This window comes from Streptomyces sp. NPDC020490 (assembly GCF_044335305.1).
Lineage (GTDB): Bacteria > Actinomycetota > Actinomycetes > Streptomycetales > Streptomycetaceae > Streptomyces.
Window position 1 is genome coordinate 16217 of the sequence record NZ_JBIRUY010000032.1, and the last position, 17415, is coordinate 33631.

A 17415-nucleotide genomic window follows, 5' to 3' on the forward strand; every position below is an offset into this window, starting at 1 on the left:
CACCCGTGTTTTGTGGGTGGTCGGCGCCCCCCGCGCCCCCCCCCCCCCCCCCGGGGGGGGGGGGCGCCCGGCCCCGCCCCCCCCCCCCCCCCGCCCCCGGGGGGGGGCCCCCCCCCCGGGGGGGGGGCCCCCCGGCCCGTCGTCACGGCTGACCGGCGCCGCCGGTCGCGTCCCGGCACAGCAGCCGCAGCGAGCCCTGGCCGGCGAAGCAGCGCCGGGCCTCGTCGATGGGGTCCCACAGCCGCCCGTCCGGCGTGCGGATCCAGTGGTCGCCGCCGGACGCCCACCACTCGGCGCCGGTCTGCCGCACGATCACCTCACCGGCGTACGCGCCGAAACCGCGCAGCACCTGGTCCACGGCGGCGTACGGCGGCTGCTCCCGGCGTATCTCGTCGATCATCCGGTCCACCCGCCACAGACTCTGCGCCGAGTAGTCGAGACGCACCCGCGCCCCTTCCCGCATGGTCGCCACCGCGTCCGCCGCCCACCGCACCGGCTTCACCGCGGCCGAGGGCCTCGTGTCCTGCTGCGTCTCCCGCTGTGTCATCGTCGTCACATCACCAAGAGCGTGGTGGTGCCACGAATCGTCACGCCGATCACGGTCCCGGGAGTGTGACGATCGGGCGTCCCGCTGCGCTCTGGTCACTGATGAGCATGTACTTCCACCTCCGCGCGGTGCCGCCCCCGGCCCTGCGCAACAGCGCCGCATGGATGCGCCGGCTGTTCGAGGACGACTGGGACACCGTGCGCGAACGGATCGGCCGGCACCGCGAAGAGGTGCTGGACGGGACCTACCTCGACCACGACCTGCTCTACGCCGGCGCTCCCCCGCACCACGCGCCGGGCGGCCCACGGGCCGACGTGGTGCTGGGCGGGCGGCCGCTCCCGCAGCCCGGGACCGGCAGACCGCCGTTCCTGCTGCTGACCGCGGCCCAGGCGGCGCGGGTCGCCACGTTCCTCCGCTCGGCGGACTTCGAGGGCCTGTGGCAGCTCGCCCGCGACGCCCTGCTGCCCGCCCACGGCGGACCCGCCGCCGAGGAGGAGCTGCACGCCGTCCTCGCCGTGGCGCACCGGGACCTGACCGCGTTCTACGGGCGCACCGCCCGCCACGGCGACGCGGTGGTGAAGTGCCTGCTGCTCTGAGCGCCGGGCTCAGCGCTCAGCACGCCCCCGCGCCCGCCGGGAGACCACCGCGCGCAGCACCCGGCGGCCCTCGACCGACGCCTCCAGGGCGCCCCGGAGGCCGCCCGCGCCGTGCGCGGCGAGCAGTTCCAGGACGGCGATCTGGCGGCGCAGCTCGGCGGCGACCAGCGGCGACGCGCCGTCCGTGCGGCCCTCGCGGCAGGTGTCGACCGACGACGCCCCGTCGGCCACCGGGTCGAGCAGCCGGTGGATCCGGAGGGCGGCGACGGAACAGCCGTCGGCCCACTCCCGCACCGCGGCGGCGGACAGCTCGGCGGGGGCGGCGGCCAGCATCCGGCGGGCCAGCAGCACGGCCTCGTCCTCGCCGGTGCCGTCCGGGCCGGTCGTGCCCTCGCCGGTGCCGTCCCCGTCGGTCGTGCCCTCGCCGATGCCGTCCGCGCCGGTCGCGCCCTCGCCGGCCAGCTTGCCGCGTGCCTGCTGCAGACCGGCGGCCCAGTCGCCGTTGCCGGCCAGGCCGGCCCACAGCGGCCGCAGGGCCTCGTCGTCACCGCCGAGCAGCGGCAGGCACCGATCCAAACAAGCCAGGCCGCTGGCAGCCAGTCCGCGTTCGTCGGCCTGAGCGATCAGTTCCACCAGGCTCATCCACGCCTCCCTCTGCGGGCCCCTGCAGAGTCCTCCGCAGGCCTCAGCAGGCGCCTTCCTGACGGAGCCCGCGCTTCCCCTTACTGCGTGCGACGGGCCGGGAGTGTCACAGCGGCACCACGCCGAGCCGGTCGAGCAGCCGGAAGAAGAGGTTTTCGGCCAAGGGGTCGGTGTCGGGATCGGGGTCGGCGGTCAGCACCTCGAGCAGCGGTTCCTCGGCCACCTCGTGCCCGGCCTCGGCGGCCCAGGCGACGGCCCGGACGGCGGCGTCGCCGGGCTGGAGGAAGTAGTCCTCCACGGTGAGGCCGTCCCGGCCGTCGGCGAGGTAGCCGGCCATCGCGGCGCGCGCCAGACACGTCGTCCACGCCCCGCTCCGGGGCGCCGCCGCCTCCACCACGACGCAGTCGCTGTCCATGACGTACCCGAACAGCGCGGGCGCCCCGGTCTCCCGGGCCAGGACGTTCATGTTCCCGACCTCGCCCTCGCCGTTCGGGTACTCCCACAGCTGCCAGCCGCCGGACGCGGTCCCGCGCCGCACCATGCCCTCGGCCCCGGCCAGCGCGTCCAGCTCCGCCAGCGGCCGCTCGCTGCGGCCCACGACGAAGTACCCCCAGTAGCCCATGTCCCGTTCCCCCACGGCGTTGTCGGCTTCGGCCCGGGCCCGAATACACCACATTCGTACGGCCGTTCGCAGCCGTATCGGGCAACCCGCGCCCCGGCTGGCGGACCGACCCGGGCGGGCCGAAGCGGGCGGGTCAACCCAGGCGGGTCAGCCCGGGCGGGTCAGCCCAGGCGGTCGGCCAGCGCCTTGAACCGCGCCCAGCTCTGCTTCGGCGGTCCCGGGTTCCACAGCTTCTGCACCGTCGCCCGCAGCGGCATCCGGATCCCGGCCGCGACCTGGGCCTCGGTCTGCGAGTTCGCGAGGTCGCACCACACCGCGAAGGACCCGCCGAGGATCTGCCCGTCGTACTTCGCCGGCACCGCCTGGGTGCCGCGCAGGACGCGCGGGGTCCACGCCTCGTAGATGCGCTGCCCGGTCGGGTAGACGAAGGCGTTCGGCTGCCCGAGGACGTAGTAGAGGAACTCGTCGTTGTAGTTGACGACCTCGCGTCCCGCGCTCAGGTACTCCAGCGGCTGCCGCGCGCCGTACTCCTTGCCGGTCCAGTACGCGACCCGGAGGTCCGCCGCGGGCCGCACGGACGAGCTGCGGAAGAAGCCGTCGTTCCACGCGCGCATCGTGCGGCCGTGGGCGCGGACGGTGTCGGCGCGGTCGTTGAGCCAGCCGGTGGTCAGGTCGGCGACGTTCGCGCCGGAGCCGTACCGCTGCCGGGCGGCCGCGGCCAGCTGCGGGTAGGCGGTCTCCGGGCTGGACGCCATCAGCGCCCGGTACTCGTCGCCGCCGAGGTTCCACTGATCGCCGGGGAAGAGGTCGGCGTACTCGTCGAGCAGGTCGTCGACGATCCGGGCGGCGGCGGGCTTGGAGATGTCGACGGCCCCGCTCGCCGCCACGCCCTGCGCGTTGCGCAGCTGCAGCTCGGGGTGCGCGGTGAGCACCGCGCCGAGGTGGCCGGGCGAGTCGATCTCGGGCACGACGGTGATGTGCCGGCTGCGGGCCAGCGCCACGATCTTCCTGACCTGCGCCTTCGTCAGGTGCTCGCGGGAGACGACCTCCGGGTGCGTGCCGGACTCGATCCGGAACCCCTGGTCGTCGGAGAAGTGCAGCCCCAGCTGGTTGAACTTCAGGTCGCCCAGCTCCCGGACCCGGGCCTCGATCCAGCCGGCCGTGAAGTGCTTGCGGGCGATGTCCAGCATGAACCCGCGCACCGGCTTGGCGGGCTCGTCCCGCACCACGCCCTCGGGCGCCGCGGAACCGCCGCGCACCTCCTGCTTGAGCGTGCGCGTGCCGTAGAAGACGCCCGCGTCCGCGGGGGCGCTGATGATCACCCGCCCGCCGCGCACGGTCATGGTGTACGACTCCGGGTCCGCGCCGCCGCCGCGGTTCAGCTCGAGGCGCACATCCCCCGAGCGCGCGTCGCCCTTCTCGCCCGCGTACGTCAGCCCCAGCTCGGAGGCGATCAGCCGGCCCTCGTCCGCGAGGCCCGCGTCGCTCACCACCACCCGCTTCCCGCGCGCCGGGCGCCAGCCCGGCCCGTGGGCCGCGGTGTGGGAGCGGACGGCCGGAATGGTGCGCGGGGCCTGTGAGAGGGGGTACGTGCGGCTCGGGCTCGGGGCCCGGCCGCCGCTGCCGGAGACAGTGGACGCGCCCGCGTTCCCGGCGTCCGACGGCTGCCCCGCCGCGCCCGCCGGCCCGCCGTCGTCGCCGGAGGCCCAGAGACCCAGGCCCGCCGCGAGCCCGACCGTCCCGGCGAACGCGCCCGCGACGATCATCCGCCTGTGCTTGACTGTCCGCGCCGGTGGGCGGCGCCTGTGCTGACTCACAGCGCCAAACCTAAGTCCCTCCGGGGGCGGCATGCGTCCACAAGGCGTTCCCGAAATTACCCGTGCGGGTGAAATTCGGGCATCCGTCGGACACGTCACGCCCCCTCTCGATAACGTTGCGCCACTCCCCTCACAGATTCCCCTGCCGAAACACGTGACGCCCACACACCTTCCCGGCCGGACCGCCATACCGGCGCTGCCCGAGCAGACCCGCGTCCCGTCGTCCGCGACCGCGCTGGACGACTTCAATTCCGCGTCCGCGGACGAGGCACGGCGGCTCCTCCTCGCCTGCCTGCACAGCCCGCCCTGGGCCCGCCGCCTGACCGACCACCGGCCCTACCCGGACGCCGGGTCCCTGCTGGCCGCGGCCGACGAGGCGGCGTACGACCTGGCCCCCGACGATCTGGCGGCGGCCCTCGCCGCGGAGACGCCGACCGCCCTCCCCGACGACACGTACTCCGCGGCCCACACCGCGCTGAGCGCGGCGTACGCCGCCTACGAGGCCCGGTTCGGCCACACCTTCGTCATCTGCCTGGCCGGTCTCGGCCCGGACGAGACGCTGGATCACGTGTTGGAGGGCATCCGGTCACGGTTGGCGAACGATCCGGAGGAGGAACGGACCGTCGCGGCGGACGAGCTGCGGCGGCTGGCCGGACAACGGCTGGCGCAGTCCCTGGCGAACACGCGGCGGTGACCGGCGCGCGGCCCCGCCGCGCCGGCACGACCTGCCACAACGGCACAGCTTGCGACACGCGACAGCACAGGCCGCACCACAAGCCGTCGGCGCTCACCCATCCGCGTGCCACTTCGATCACACCGGTAGACCCGGCGTAAGCACCGCGGGGAACGGTGGCTACGATGCTGGGGGCCGGTGGACCGTACCCGGCCGGGCCCGACCGACAGCACAAGCCGGCGCGGCCCCAATCCCCGCTCCCGGAGGGAATTCCGTGCCGGCTGGAACGCTGTACCGCGGCCGGGAAGGAATGTGGTCCTGGGTGGCTCACCGAGTCACCGGCGTCCTCATCTTCTTCTTCCTGTTCGTTCACGTGCTGGACACCGCTCTCGTCCGTGTCTCCCCCGAGGACTACGACAAGGTCGTAGCCACGTACAAGACCCCGATCGTCGCCGCGCTGGAGTACGGCCTCGTCGCCGCCATCCTCTTCCACGCGCTCAACGGCCTGCGCGTCATCGCCGTCGACTTCTGGTCGAAGGGCCCGCGCTACCAGAAGCAGATGCTCTGGTCCGTCGTCGGCATCTGGGTCGTGCTGATGCTCGGGGCGGTCTACCCCGTCCTCGGCCACGCCGCTCGTGAACTGTTCGGGAGCTGAGACTCATGGCGACCACTGAATCCACCGCTTCGGGCATCGGCCCCGTCGAGGGCGGCTCGGTCTACGGCGTAGACAACCCGGCGCCGCTCATCGAGGCGCCGCGCAAGCGCACCAAGAAGACCCCCAAGTCCACCCGGGGCAACTTCGAGCTGGCGGCATGGCTGTTCATGCGCCTGTCGGGCGTCGTCCTCGTCGTCCTGGTCCTGGGCCACCTGCTGATCCAGCTCGTGCTGGACGGCGGCGTCTCCAAGATCGGCTTCGCCTTCGTGGCCGGCCGCTGGGCCTCCCCGTTCTGGCAGGTCTGGGACCTGCTGATGCTGTGGCTGGCGATGCTGCACGGCGCCAACGGCCTGCGCACGGTCATCAACGACTACGCGGAGCGCGCGAACACCCGGCTGTGGCTGAAGGGCCTGCTCTACACCGCCACGGTGTTCACCATCCTGCTGGGCACGCTGGTGATCTTCACCTTCGACCCGAACATCCGCTAGGCACGGGGCTGCGAGAATCATGAAGATCCACAAGTACGACACCGTCATCGTCGGCGCGGGCGGCGCCGGCATGCGCGCCGCCATCGAGGCCACCAAGCGCAGCCGCACCGCCGTGCTCACCAAGCTCTACCCGACCCGCTCCCACACGGGCGCCGCGCAGGGAGGCATGGCCGCCGCGCTCGCCAACGTGGAGGAGGACAACTGGGAGTGGCACACCTTCGACACGGTCAAGGGCGGTGACTACCTGGTCGACCAGGACGCCGCCGAGATCCTGGCGAAGGAGGCCATCGACTCCGTCCTCGACCTGGAGAAGATGGGCCTGCCGTTCAACCGGACCCCGGACGGCACCATCGACCAGCGCCGCTTCGGCGGTCACTCCCGCAACCACGGCGAGGCCCCGGTCCGCCGGTCCTGCTACGCGGCCGACCGCACCGGCCACATGATCCTCCAGACGCTGTACCAGAACTGCGTCAAGGAGGGCGTGGAGTTCTTCAACGAGTTCTACGTCCTGGACCAGCTGATCACCGAGGTCGACGGCGTCAAGCGGTCGGCCGGCGTGGTCGCGTACGAGCTGGCGACCGGCGAGATCCACGTCTTCCAGGCGAAGGCCGTGATCTACGCCTCCGGCGGCTGCGGCAAGTTCTTCAAGGTGACGTCGAACGCGCACACGCTGACCGGTGACGGCCAGGCGGCCGTGTACCGGCGGGGCATCCCGCTGGAGGACATGGAGTTCTTCCAGTTCCACCCGACCGGCATCTGGCGCATGGGCATCCTGCTGACGGAGGGCGCCCGCGGCGAGGGCGGCATCCTGCGCAACAAGGACGGCGAGCGCTTCATGGAGAAGTACGCGCCGGTCATGAAGGACCTCGCCTCCCGCGACGTCGTCTCCCGCTCCATCTACACGGAGATCCGCGAGGGCCGCGGCTGCGGTCCCGAGGGCGACCACGTCTACCTCGACCTCACCCACCTGCCGCCGGAGCAGCTGGACGCGAAGCTGCCCGACATCACCGAGTTCGCGCGGACCTACCTCGGCATCGAGCCCTACACGGACCCGATCCCGATCCAGCCGACCGCGCACTACGCGATGGGCGGCATCCCGACCAACGTCGAGGGCGAGGTCCTGGCGGACAACACCACCGTCGTCCCCGGCCTGTACGCGGCCGGCGAGGTCGCCTGCGTGTCGGTGCACGGCGCCAACCGCCTGGGCACCAACAGCCTGCTCGACATCAACGTCTTCGGGCGCCGGGCCGGCATCGCCGCGGCGGACTACAGCCGGCAGGCCGACTACGTCGAACTGCCGGAGAACCCGGCCGAGTTCGTCGTCTCGCAGATCGAGCGGCTGCGCGAGTCCACGGGCACCGAGCGGGTGTCGGTGATCCGCCGCGAGCTGCAGGAGACCATGGACGCCAACGTCATGGTGTTCCGCACCGAGCAGACGATCAAGACGGCGGTCGAGAAGATCGCCGAGCTGCGCGAGCGCTACAAGAACGTGGCGATCCAGGACAAGGGCAAGCGGTTCAACACGGACCTCCTCGAGGCGATCGAGCTGGGCAACCTGCTCGACCTGGCCGAGGTCATGGCGGTGTCCGCGCTGGCCCGCAAGGAGTCCCGCGGCGGTCACTACCGCGAGGACTACCCCAACCGCGACGACGTCAACTTCATGCGCCACACCATGGCGTACCGCGAGGTCGGCGCCGACGGGTCGGAAACCGTCCGTCTCGACTACAAGCCGGTCGTCCAGACCCGCTACCAGCCGATGGAGCGTAAGTACTGATGGCAACCCCTGTTCTGGACAAGGTGGAGGCGGGCGCGGCCGCGTCGCCCTACATCACGGTCACCTTCCGGATCCGCCGGTTCAACCCGGAGATCTCGGCCGAGGCGACCTGGGAAGACTTCCAGCTGGAGATCGACCCCAAGGAGCGCGTCCTCGACGGTCTGCACAAGATCAAGTGGGAGCTGGACGGCACACTGACCTTCCGCCGTTCCTGCGCCCACGGCATCTGCGGCTCGGACGCGATGCGGATCAACGGCAAGAACCGCCTGGCGTGCAAGACGCTGATCAAGGACATCAACCCCGAGAAGCCGATCACGGTCGAGCCCATAAAAGGCCTGACGGTCCAGAAGGACCTGGTCGTCGACATGGAGCCGTTCTTCCAGGCGTACCGGGACGTGATGCCCTTCCTGATCACGAAGGACACCAACGAGCCGACGCGCGAGCGTCTGCAGTCGGCCGAGGACCGCGAGCGCTTCGACGACACCACGAAGTGCATCCTGTGCGCCGCCTGCACCTCCTCGTGCCCAGTGTTCTGGAACGACGGCCAGTACTTCGGCCCGGCCGCCATCGTCAACGCGCACCGCTTCATCTTCGACTCGCGTGACGAGGCCGCCGAGCAGCGCCTGGAGATCCTCAACGACCGCGACGGCGTCTGGCGCTGCCGCACGACCTTCAACTGCACGGACGCCTGCCCGCGTGGCATCGAGGTCACGAAGGCGATCGCCGAGGTCAAGCGGGCACTGATCACGCGCCGCTACTGAGCCGGTTCTGAGCCACTTCTGAACCGTCCCCGGCACGGCGACGGGCCCTGTCCCCGGTGACACACCGGGGACAGGGCCTTTTCCGACGGCGCTTCCCGGCGGTGCTGCCCGGCGGAGTGTCGCGACGGCGCCTTGCGACGGTGTTGCCCGGCGGCGCGTCGCGACGGCGCCTTGCGACGGTGTTGCCCGGCGGCGTATCGCGATGGTGTTTGCCCGAGGGGGCTGCCCGGCGGCTGCGGCGGACAGCCCGAGGGGCCGCGCCCATGCGGTGGGAGCGGCCCCTCGGGCACGGAAACGACGGCGGTCAGCCGCGGAGCACGCGGCCCTGCGAGTCGGTGCGGTCGTTGCTGGTGAGGAACATGATGCCGTCGATCAGCGCCCAGACACCCAGGCCGCCGCAGGTGAACAGCTGCGCGATCGCCACGCCGGTGTTGCCGACGTAGAAGCGTCCGGCACCGAAGCCGCCCAGGACGATCTGCAGGACGCCCGCGACGATCTTGGACTTCTCGGAGTAGGGGCGGCCCTGCGGGTCGTTGCCGTAGGGGGACTGGGGAGTGGGGACGGTCATGGCGCTGCTCCTGGCATGTCAGTCGAGATGAGGCGACCGGATGGGATATGTCCGGTCTTGACCCAGGAGGGATCACGTCACGACGTCACGATGCCCCCGCGCCGTTCTTCCCCCCGTGACCAGCGAGCTTAGAGAGGCGGTAGCGCAAGAGGGGAGTGGTGGCGAAAATCCGTTCTTGTTCCGTGATCAAATTCCGTCACTGGCCTGGACCTGGCTCAGACGATGTTGCGCGCCACCGTCCACGCCACCGCCACCGCGAGGACCAGCAGTTGCGCCCGGCGGCTCAGGGCCGGCTGCCAGCGGCGGCCGCGCAGACCCTCCACGATCCAGCGGGCCAGCAGGGCGAGGGCGAAGGGCGAGGCGAGGAGGAGCGCCCTGTTGTCCAGCCAGGCCGCCGCGAAGTGACCGTGCATCAGGTCGTACACCATGCGGGCGCCCCCGCAGGCGGGGCAGAGCAGACCCGTGACGAGACGGAAGGGGCAGCGGGGCAGCAGGTGGCCGGGCTGGTGCGGATCCACGCCGTAGAGGTAGGCGGCACCGGCCGCGCCCGCGACGAGCACCGCGAGCGGCGCCGTCGCCGGCGCTCGCAGCGCGGATCGCGGGGCGGACGGCGCGTCAGCCACGCAGGACGCGTCCCTGGGCGTCGGTCTGACCCTCGCTCACCAGCAGCATGATGCCGTCGATCAGCGCCCAGATCCCGAGGCCGCCGCAGGTGAACAGCTGCGCGAGGCCCATGCCGACGTTGCCGATGTAGAACCGGCCGACCCCGAGGGTGCCCAGGGTGAGCTGGAGGACACCGGCGATGATCTTCGACTTGTCGGAGTACGGGCGCCCGTAGGGGTCGTAGCCGTACGGGGCGTTCGGGTCGAACGGGGCGGCGGCGCCGTAGGGCGGCTGACCGTAGGCGTACGCGCCCGGCTGACCGTACCCGGCCGCGCCGGGCTGGCCGTATCCGGCAGGACCGGGACCGTAGGGGCCCTGGGGACCCGGTCCGTAGGGACCCTGTCCGTGCGGGCCCTGGGGGCCGGAGTCCTGCGGGCCCGGTGCGGGCGGCGTTTCACTCAAGGGAACTGCTCCTGTGGCGGGCGTGTCGTCCGGGGACACGCGAAGATACGACGACCTACCCGATCATCATGCCCGAGCGGCGCGCGGCGCAGAAGCCGTGGTTAGGCTCTCTTACCGTGCCCGCGAAGAACGAAGGCCCCGAAGCGGGCCCCGCGCCGTCCAGCAAGTCCGAGCAGACCCGCACGCTCATCCTCGAGACCGCGATGCGGCTGTTCCGGGAACGCGGTTACGACCGGACGACGATGCGGGCCATAGCCCAGGAGGCCGGGGTCTCCGTCGGCAACGCGTACTACTACTTCGCGGGCAAGGAGCACCTGATCCAGGGCTTCTACGACCGGATCGCCGCCGAGCACCAGGTGGCGGTGCGGGAGGTGCTGGCGCGGGAGACCGACCTGGAGGCGCGGCTCGCCGGCGTGCTGAAGGCGTGGCTGGACATCGCCACGCCGTACCACGAGTTCGCGGTGCAGTTCTTCAAGAACGCCGCCGATCCCGACAGCCCGCTCAGCCCCTTCTCCCCCGAGTCGGAGCACGCGCGCGTGGAGGCGGTCTCCGTCCACCGCGAGGTCCTGGCCGGCGCGACCAGGACGAAGGTGCCGGAGGACCTGCGGGACGTCCTGCCCGAGCTGATGTGGCTCGCCCAGATGGGACTCGTCCTGTACTGGATCTTCGACCGTACGAAGGGCCGCGAGCGCAGTTACCGGCTGGCGGAGCGGGGCGCACGGCTGACGGCCCGCGGGGTGTCGCTGTCCCGGTTCCGGGTGCTGCGGCCGCTGGTGCGGGAGGTGCACGAGCTGTTCACGGACTTCCTGCCGGGGATGACCAGGGTGATGCCGGATCCGGCGGTCAAGGGGCGGCAGGGCGAGTGATCACTTTCGGGTGCAGCGGTTCGAAGGGGACACCGCGGGTCCTGGCTGCCTACGATGATTTTCTCGACACCAGCCCCTAGGAGGCACGCGATGTCCGCTGCATCCGTCGAGCAGCCCTTCGACGACGACGAGCCGTTCTCGCTCACGGCCCTCGCCGACGAGATCATGGAGCGCCATCCGGGCTACCGCGTCGAGATCATCGGAAGCCACCTCCTCGTGACCCCATCCCCGGATGCCCCCCACGCCCGCGCCCTGACCTGCCTCATGATCCCCTTCATCGACGCCGGACTGCACGACGACGAAACCGAGGTCCTCCAGAACGTCGGGCTCTGGCTGCCGACGGGTGCCGAGGACTACGCCATCCCCGACCTCGTGGTCGTCGACGCCGACATCGACGACCACTACATCGAGAACAACGCGTACGACCCGGTCTGCTTCCGTCTCGTCCTGGAGGTCACCTCCGGAAACTGGAAGGACGACCTGAAGACGAAGGTCGCCGCCTACGCGGAGGCCGAGGTGCCGGTCTACGTCGTCGTCGACCGCAAACACCAGCGTCTTCACGTGCTCGCGGAACCCGTCGGGGGGGCGTACCAGTACCACCGCCCGCACGCCCCCGGGGAGCTCGTCACCCTGCCCGACTCCATCGGCGCCAAGGTCACCCTCGACGTCGACCAGATCCTCAAGGCCGGCCAGAAGAAAGCTAGTTGACCGCGTCCACCTCGCCCTCGGTCAACTCCACGTCGTACACCAGCGGTCCCTCCGTGACGACCACGTGCCGCGCCCGCGTCCCGTGCGACGACGCCGTCACCGCCAGCAGGTACGCCCCCGGACCCGGCACCGACACGATGTACGAGCCGTCCGCCAGGGACGTCACGCGGTCCAGCTGACGGCCGCCCTTCGACATCAGCGTCACCGAGGCGTCCTCCACCGGCTCGCCGTCCGGCGTGCGGACGAAGCCGTGGATCACCGAGGCGGGGCCCGGCTCGGCCGGCGCTTCCACGTCCTCCTCCTTGGGCTCCACCGCCAGGTGCGGCAGCCGCTTCTCCAGCCAGCCCGGCAGCCACCAGTTGGACGTGCCCACCAGGTGCATCACGGCCGGCACCAGCGCCGTACGCAGCACGAAGGCGTCGAGCGCCACCGCGGCGGCCAGGCCCACGCCCGCCATCGCCGCGCCCTGGTTGCCGCTGAGGACGAACGCCAGGAACACGCAGACCATGATCAGGGCCGCGGAGTTGATCACGCGGCTGGTCTCGGCCAGGCCGACGCGGACCGCCCGCGCGTTGTCGCGGGTGTGCACCCACTCCTCGTGCATGCGGCTCACCAGGAACACCTGGTAGTCCATGGACAGCCCGAACAGCAGCGACAGCATGATGACCGGCAGGAAGGCGTTGATCGGGCCCTCCTTGCCGAGGCCGAGCAGGTCCAGGCCCCAGCCCCACTGGTAGACCGCGACCAGGACGCCGAAGGAGGACGCCGCGGCGATCAGGTTCATCAGCGCGGCCGTCAGCGGCACCACCAGGGAACGGAAGGCGATCAGGAGCAGCAGGAAGCCCAGCCCGATGATCGTCGCGATGAAGAGCGGCAGGCGGTCGCCGGTCACCGACGCGAAGTCCTTCGAGACGGCCGTCACACCGCCCACGTGCGCCTGTGCGCCCGACCGCGGGATCACGTCGTCGCGCAGGGTGTCGATCAGCCGGTCGGTCTCCTTCGACTGCGGTGACGTGGTCGGCATGACCTGGATCACCGTCACGCCCTTCGCGGGCGGCAGCGCGGCGACCCGGGCGACCCCGGCCGTGTCCTGGATGTCCTTGACCAGCACGGCGGTGTCGCCGCTGACGGCGACCACCTGGAGCGGGCCGTTGAAGCCGGGCCCGAAGCCCTCGGCGAGCAGGTCGTACGCCTTCCTGGTGGTGCTGGACGCTTCGTCGTTGCCCTGGTCGGTGGCGCCGAGGCGCAGCGACAGCACGGGGACGGCGAGGACGGCCATCACGACCAGGGCGAGCACGGCGATGCCGACGGGGCGCTTCTCGACGTTCGCCGACCAGCGGGCCGCGAGTCCGCTCGCCTTCTCCGGCTCGACGGTTCCCTCGGCGGCGAGCCGGCGGCGCTGGCGGCGGCTGAGGACCCGCGGGCCGAGGAAGCCGAGCAGGGCCGGGAGCAGGGTGGTGGCCGCCAGCACGCTCAGCACGACCGTCAGCGAGGTGCCGACGACCACGCCGTCCAGGAACTGCAGGCGCGTCACCAGCATGCCCGCCAGCGCGATGCACACCGTGCCGCCCGCGAACAGCACCGCGCGGCCGGAGGTGTTGAGGGCCGTGACCGCGGCGTCCTCGGGATCCATGCCGCGCAGGATGCCGCGGCGGTGCCGGGTGACGATGAACAGGGCGTAGTCGATGCCGACGCCGAGGCCGATCAGGGAGGCGAGCAGCGGGGCGATGTCGGGGATCTCGAACGTGTGGCTGAGGAGCTGGGTGGAGAACAGGCCGGTGCCGACGCCGAACACCGCGATCGCGATCGGCAGCAGCATCGCCACCAGCGAGCCGAAGGCCAGGAACAGCACCACGGCCGCCGCGACGATGCCGACCATCTCCGACAGGCCCTGCGGCGGCTCCTGCACGCGCCAGATCGCCTGGCCCCCCAACTCGACCTGGAGGCCGTCGCGCCGGGCCTCCTGCGCGGTGTCGACCACGTCCTGGACGAGTTCCTTGGGCACCTCGTTCGCGCGCTTGGCGAAGGTCACCTGGGCGTAGGCGATCTTCCCGTCGCGGCTGATCTGCGCCGCGCCCCGGGGCCCGGCGTACGGGCCGGACACCGCGCCGACGCCGGGCATCTTCGCGATGTCGTCGAGGACGGGCTGGATCCGGGACCGTACCGCCTGGTCCTTCACCGTGCCCTCGTCGACCTTCCACACCACCATGTCGGTGTCGCCGGCAGTGTCCGGGAACGCCTTCTGCATCAGGTCGAAGGCGCTCTTGGAGTCCGTGTCGGGGAGGGAGAAGACGTTCGCGTAGTCCGTGCCCGCGGCCGAGGCCGAGAAGCCCAGCCCGAACAGCGTCCCCACCCACAGCAACAGGACCACCAGCCGGTGCCGGTAGCACCACCGTGCCAATGCCGCCAACTTCAACAGCTCCTCAGTCGATCGGTCGGTCCCCCGGGTCCAGGGCAACAGCATCGGTGCCGCCACGCGCGCGTGGGGGCCGACCCGCCCGACTCTCAAGGAACTCCAAAGAGGTATCACGCCCGGCCCCCGGCGCCCCGCCCGATACTGGTGGGCATGACGACGGTTCCCGGCACGGTACTGGTGGTGGAGGACGAGCCGAGCATCGCGGACGTCCTCGCCATCGCCCTGCGCTACCACCGCTTCGAGGTGCTGACGGCGGGCAGCGTCCGTGAGGCGCTCGCGGTCGTCGAGCGGGCCGGCTCCCCCGCCCGGCCGGGCTCGCGCGGAGCGGCCCCGATCGACGCCGCCCTGCTCGACGTCATGCTCCCGGACGGCGACGGCCGCGCCCTGGGCCGCCGCCTGCGCGCCGAGCGGCCCGAGCTGGCGCTGGTGTTCCTCACCGCGCGCGACGCGCCCGCCGACATCGTCGGCGCGCTCGGCTTCGGCGACGACTACATCACCAAGCCGTTCAACATCGACGAGGTGGTCGCCCGGATCAGCGCGGTGCTGCGGCGCACCCGGCCCGCCGACGTGCTGCCGCAGCGGCCGCCGCTGCGGTACGGCGACCTGGAGCTGGACGAGACGACGTACAGCGTCCACCGCGCGGGACGCACCGTCGAGCTCACCCCCACCGAGTACGCGCTGCTGCGTTTCCTGGTGCGCAACGGCGGCCGGACCGTCTCCAAGGAGCAACTGCTGCGTCATGTCTGGCAGTACGAGCACGCCCCGACCGAGTCGACGGTCGTGGAGACCTACATCAGCTATCTGCGGCGCAAGCTGGACACCCTGGGGGCGCCGGTGATCACCACCCGGCGCGGGGTGGGATACGGGCTGGCGTGAGGGTCCCGCGGCCGCGCTGCAGACGGGGCCTGCACTCGCTGCGGGCCAAGCTGACCCTGGCGAACGTGGCGCTGCTCGCGCTCGGCATCGTCGCGGCGACCGCGGTCAGCCTGATGGGCATGCGGTACTACCTGCTCGACCAGGTCGACACCGAGCTGATCAAGACCCGTGACTCGCTGGGCGGTTCGCAGCTGACGCTGCGGGAGATCGACTCGCTGAGCGTGCTGGGGTTCGTCCGTGACCGGCTGGCGCCGGAGCACACCGACGCGCGGTCGACGCCGGACTCGATCTTCGCGGCGGTCGGCGGGCACGGGGAGCCGCTGAGCGTCATGGGGTTCCGGCCGACCGGGGCGCAGCGGGCCCTCGCCGAGGCCGTCCGCGACCCGGGCGGCCTGGCGCGGGGCGCCGGGCCGCACTCGGTGACCGTGCACGGCGCCTCCTACCGCGTCACCGCGACCCCGCTCGCCGACGGCAGGTTCGTGCTGATGGCCAGCTCCACGGAGGCCCTGCACCGGGGCATCGCCAAGGCCCTCAAGCTCGACCTCACCATCGGCACGTTGCTGCTGATGCTGCTGGCCTGGCTGACGATGGTGTCGGTGAGCCGCCGGATGCGGCCGCTGGAGGACATGGTGGAGACGTCGTCGGCGATCGCCGAGGGCGACCTGACCCGGCGGGTGCCCTCCAGCCACCATCCGACGCAGGAGGTGGAACAGCTGCGGCTCGCCCTGAACTCGATGCTGCACCAGGTCGAGTCGGCGTACCGCACCCGCGAGGACAGCGCGGCCCAGCTGCGCCGCTTCGTCGCGGACGCCTCGCACGAGCTGCGCACCCCGCTGTCCGCGATCCGCGGCTACCTCCAGCTGTACGACAAGGGCATGCTGAGCGATCCCGTGGAGCGGCGGCGGGCCTGGGACCGGGTGCTGGCGGAGACCGACCGGATGGGGCGGCTGGTCGACGAGCTGCTCACGCTGGCCCGCCTCGACCAGCGGCCCGAGCTGCGGTTCCGCAACGTCGACGTCAGCCGGCTGGTGCGGGAGGCGGCCGAAGACCTGCGGGTGCAGCAGCCGGAGCGGCCGATCACGGTCGGCGCCGACGGCTCCCTGCTGGTGCGCGCCGACGAGTCGGGGCTGCGGCAGGTGCTCGGCAACCTGGTGGGCAACGTCCGCACCCACACGCCCGCCGACGTGCCGGTGCGGCTGGGGGTGGAACGGACGGACGGGCTCGTACGGCTGTGTGTCGCGGACGAGGGTCCGGGGCTGGCGGAGGAGGACGCGGCCCGCGTCTTCGACCGGTTCTTCCGCGCCGGAGGGGGCGCGGGCAGCGGGCTGGGCATGGCGATCGTGCAGGGCGTGGTCCAGGCGCACGGCGGCGAGGTGGCGGTGTCGACGGCCCCGGGCAAGGGCCTGGCGGTGACGGTCACCCTGCCGGCCCAGGCGACGGCCCGGTCGTAGGGCTGTAGGGCCGCAGGGCCGGCCGTAGGGCCGCAGGGCTGTAGGGCCGCAGGGCCGGCCGTAGGGCTGTCGGGCCGCAGGGCCGGCCGTAGGGCTTGTAGGGCTCGTCGCGGAGCCGGGGCCTCAGACGCCGCCGCGCAGGCTGCGGGACAGGCCCAGGGCCGCTGTTCTCACGGCCGGGGCCAGTTGGGCGGGGCGGAAGCGGGAGCGGGGGACGGCGACCGAGAGGGCGGCCACGGCCGTGCCGCCGGCGAACACCGGTGCCGCGATGCAGCTCACGCCGAGGGCGGCCTCCTGCTCCTCGTAGGCCAGGCCGGAGACCTGGATCTTCTCCAGCGTCATGCGCAGCCGCGCCGGGTCGGTGATCGAGTACGGGGTGAGGCTCGGCAGCGGGCCGGAGAAGACCTCGTCGGCGAGTTCGGCGCCGGAGAAGGCGAGCAGGGCCTTGCCGACTCCGGTGCAGGTCAGCGGGAGGCTGCCGCCGATGCGGGAGGGCAGTTGCAGGGCCTCGTGACCGTGGATGCGCTCCAGGTAGACCACCTCCAGGCCGTCCCGGACGCCGAGGTGGACGGTCTCGCGGGTGGCCTCGAAGAGATCCTGCAGGAACGGCAGCGCCGCCTCCCGCAGATCACGCCGGTGCGGGACCAGCGAGCCGAGTTCGAACAGCTTCGCGCCGAGCCGGTAGTGGGCGCCCGAGCGTTCCAGCCAGCCGAGGGCCACCAGATCCGCGGCGAGCCGGTGGACGGTCGGTTTGGGCAGGCCCGACCGTTCGGCAAGTTCCGTCAGACGGTACGGACCACCGGTCGGAGGGAAGCATTCCAAGATCAGGGCCGCCTTCTCCAGCATGCTGCCGCCCATGTTGTTCCGCGTCACGGAACAAAGTTTGTCTC

Annotated in this window: 19 protein-coding genes; 10 read left to right on the forward strand and 9 right to left on the reverse strand. The window is 72.0% G+C overall.

All coding sequences use genetic code 11. The annotated features are described in order from the left end of the window. Positions 1–142: 142 nt before the first annotated feature. A complete protein-coding gene (locus ACH4ZX_RS28855) occupies positions 143–547 on the reverse strand; it encodes a hypothetical protein (RefSeq protein ID WP_398278816.1) in 405 nt (134 codons plus the stop codon). Between the two features lie 107 nt (positions 548–654). On the opposite strand from ACH4ZX_RS28855, the gene ACH4ZX_RS28860 reads away from it, so the two are divergent. Further along, positions 655–1143, forward strand: a complete 489-nt coding sequence (locus tag ACH4ZX_RS28860; RefSeq protein ID WP_398278819.1) for a DUF1877 family protein — start codon at positions 655–657, stop codon at positions 1141–1143. Between the two features lie 9 nt (positions 1144–1152). Here the strand turns inward: ACH4ZX_RS28860 and ACH4ZX_RS28865 are convergent, their stop codons facing one another. The 3 genes from ACH4ZX_RS28865 to ACH4ZX_RS28875 all read right to left on the reverse strand — a co-directional run bounded on the left by ACH4ZX_RS28865 (position 1153) and on the right by ACH4ZX_RS28875 (position 4173). Beyond that, positions 1153–1785, reverse strand: a complete 633-nt coding sequence (locus ACH4ZX_RS28865; protein ID WP_398278822.1) for a hypothetical protein — start codon at positions 1783–1785, stop codon at positions 1153–1155. A 106-nt stretch (positions 1786–1891) separates the two neighbouring features. Further along, positions 1892–2407: a hypothetical protein gene (locus ACH4ZX_RS28870; protein ID WP_398278825.1), complete on the reverse strand. Its 516-nt coding sequence runs from the start codon at positions 2405–2407 to the stop codon at positions 1892–1894. Positions 2408–2568: 161 nt separating this feature from the next. Beyond that, entirely contained in the window at positions 2569–4173 is a 1605-nt protein-coding gene (locus ACH4ZX_RS28875) for a family 20 glycosylhydrolase (protein WP_398278828.1), read from the reverse strand. 205 nt (positions 4174–4378) lie between these two features. Between ACH4ZX_RS28875 and ACH4ZX_RS28880 the strand changes: the two genes are divergently transcribed. From ACH4ZX_RS28880 to ACH4ZX_RS28900, 5 genes are all read left to right on the forward strand, one after another. Beyond that, the gene (locus tag ACH4ZX_RS28880) at positions 4379–4918 is read left to right on the forward strand and encodes a 2-oxo-4-hydroxy-4-carboxy-5-ureidoimidazoline decarboxylase (RefSeq protein ID WP_398278831.1); all 540 of its coding nucleotides are present in this window, start codon (positions 4379–4381) and stop codon (positions 4916–4918) included. Positions 4919–5171: 253 nt separating this feature from the next. Next, complete coding sequence (gene sdhC / locus ACH4ZX_RS28885; RefSeq protein ID WP_324789028.1) at positions 5172–5552, forward strand: succinate dehydrogenase, cytochrome b556 subunit; 381 nt, start codon at positions 5172–5174, stop codon at positions 5550–5552. A 5-nt stretch (positions 5553–5557) separates the two neighbouring features. Further along, positions 5558–6040 carry a succinate dehydrogenase hydrophobic membrane anchor subunit gene (locus ACH4ZX_RS28890; RefSeq protein ID WP_324789029.1) on the forward strand — a complete coding sequence of 161 codons (483 nt, stop codon included), beginning with the start codon at positions 5558–5560 and terminating at the stop codon, positions 6038–6040. Between the two features lie 19 nt (positions 6041–6059). Further along, positions 6060–7814 carry a succinate dehydrogenase flavoprotein subunit gene (gene sdhA / locus ACH4ZX_RS28895; RefSeq protein ID WP_398278835.1) on the forward strand — a complete coding sequence of 585 codons (1755 nt, stop codon included), beginning with the start codon at positions 6060–6062 and terminating at the stop codon, positions 7812–7814. After that, on the forward strand, positions 7814–8575 hold the full coding sequence (locus ACH4ZX_RS28900) for a succinate dehydrogenase iron-sulfur subunit (RefSeq protein WP_398278838.1): 762 nt from the start codon (positions 7814–7816) through the stop codon (positions 8573–8575). The genes sdhA and ACH4ZX_RS28900 overlap by 1 nt, the downstream gene beginning before the upstream one ends. A 304-nt stretch (positions 8576–8879) precedes the next feature. Here ACH4ZX_RS28900 and ACH4ZX_RS28905 read toward each other — a convergent pair whose 3' ends face one another. From ACH4ZX_RS28905 to ACH4ZX_RS28915, 3 genes are all read right to left on the reverse strand, one after another. Further along, positions 8880–9143, reverse strand: a complete 264-nt coding sequence (locus tag ACH4ZX_RS28905) for a TM2 domain-containing protein (RefSeq protein WP_324789032.1) — start codon at positions 9141–9143, stop codon at positions 8880–8882. Between the two features lie 215 nt (positions 9144–9358). Next, complete coding sequence (locus ACH4ZX_RS28910) at positions 9359–9766, reverse strand: DUF2752 domain-containing protein (protein ID WP_398278841.1); 408 nt, start codon at positions 9764–9766, stop codon at positions 9359–9361. Next, positions 9759–10208, reverse strand: a complete 450-nt coding sequence (locus tag ACH4ZX_RS28915; RefSeq protein ID WP_398278844.1) for a TM2 domain-containing protein — start codon at positions 10206–10208, stop codon at positions 9759–9761. Before ACH4ZX_RS28915 ends, ACH4ZX_RS28910 begins: the two co-directional genes overlap by 8 nt. 116 nt (positions 10209–10324) lie before the next feature. On the opposite strand from ACH4ZX_RS28915, the gene ACH4ZX_RS28920 reads away from it, so the two are divergent. Both ACH4ZX_RS28920 and ACH4ZX_RS28925 read left to right on the forward strand, forming a co-directional pair. Then, entirely contained in the window at positions 10325–11074 is a 750-nt protein-coding gene (locus tag ACH4ZX_RS28920; protein WP_398278847.1) for a TetR family transcriptional regulator, read from the forward strand. 90 nt (positions 11075–11164) lie between these two features. Next, positions 11165–11782 carry a Uma2 family endonuclease gene (locus tag ACH4ZX_RS28925; RefSeq protein ID WP_398278850.1) on the forward strand — a complete coding sequence of 206 codons (618 nt, stop codon included), beginning with the start codon at positions 11165–11167 and terminating at the stop codon, positions 11780–11782. On the opposite strand, the gene ACH4ZX_RS28930 is transcribed toward ACH4ZX_RS28925, so the two are convergent. After that, a complete protein-coding gene (locus ACH4ZX_RS28930) occupies positions 11775–14183 on the reverse strand; it encodes an MMPL family transporter (protein WP_398279054.1) in 2409 nt (802 codons plus the stop codon). The genes ACH4ZX_RS28925 and ACH4ZX_RS28930 overlap by 8 nt on opposite strands. Before the next feature lie 165 nt (positions 14184–14348). On the opposite strand from ACH4ZX_RS28930, the gene ACH4ZX_RS28935 reads away from it, so the two are divergent. Together ACH4ZX_RS28935 and ACH4ZX_RS28940 are read left to right on the forward strand one after the other, a co-directional pair. Further along, entirely contained in the window at positions 14349–15074 is a 726-nt protein-coding gene (locus tag ACH4ZX_RS28935) for a response regulator transcription factor (RefSeq protein WP_398278853.1), read from the forward strand. Then, positions 15071–16525 carry an ATP-binding protein gene (locus ACH4ZX_RS28940; protein ID WP_398278856.1) on the forward strand — a complete coding sequence of 485 codons (1455 nt, stop codon included), beginning with the start codon at positions 15071–15073 and terminating at the stop codon, positions 16523–16525. The genes ACH4ZX_RS28935 and ACH4ZX_RS28940 overlap by 4 nt, the downstream gene beginning before the upstream one ends. 123 nt (positions 16526–16648) lie before the next feature. Here ACH4ZX_RS28940 and ACH4ZX_RS28945 read toward each other — a convergent pair whose 3' ends face one another. Next, positions 16649–17371: an IclR family transcriptional regulator gene (locus tag ACH4ZX_RS28945; protein ID WP_398279057.1), complete on the reverse strand. Its 723-nt coding sequence runs from the start codon at positions 17369–17371 to the stop codon at positions 16649–16651. Positions 17372–17415: the final 44 nt, after the last annotated feature.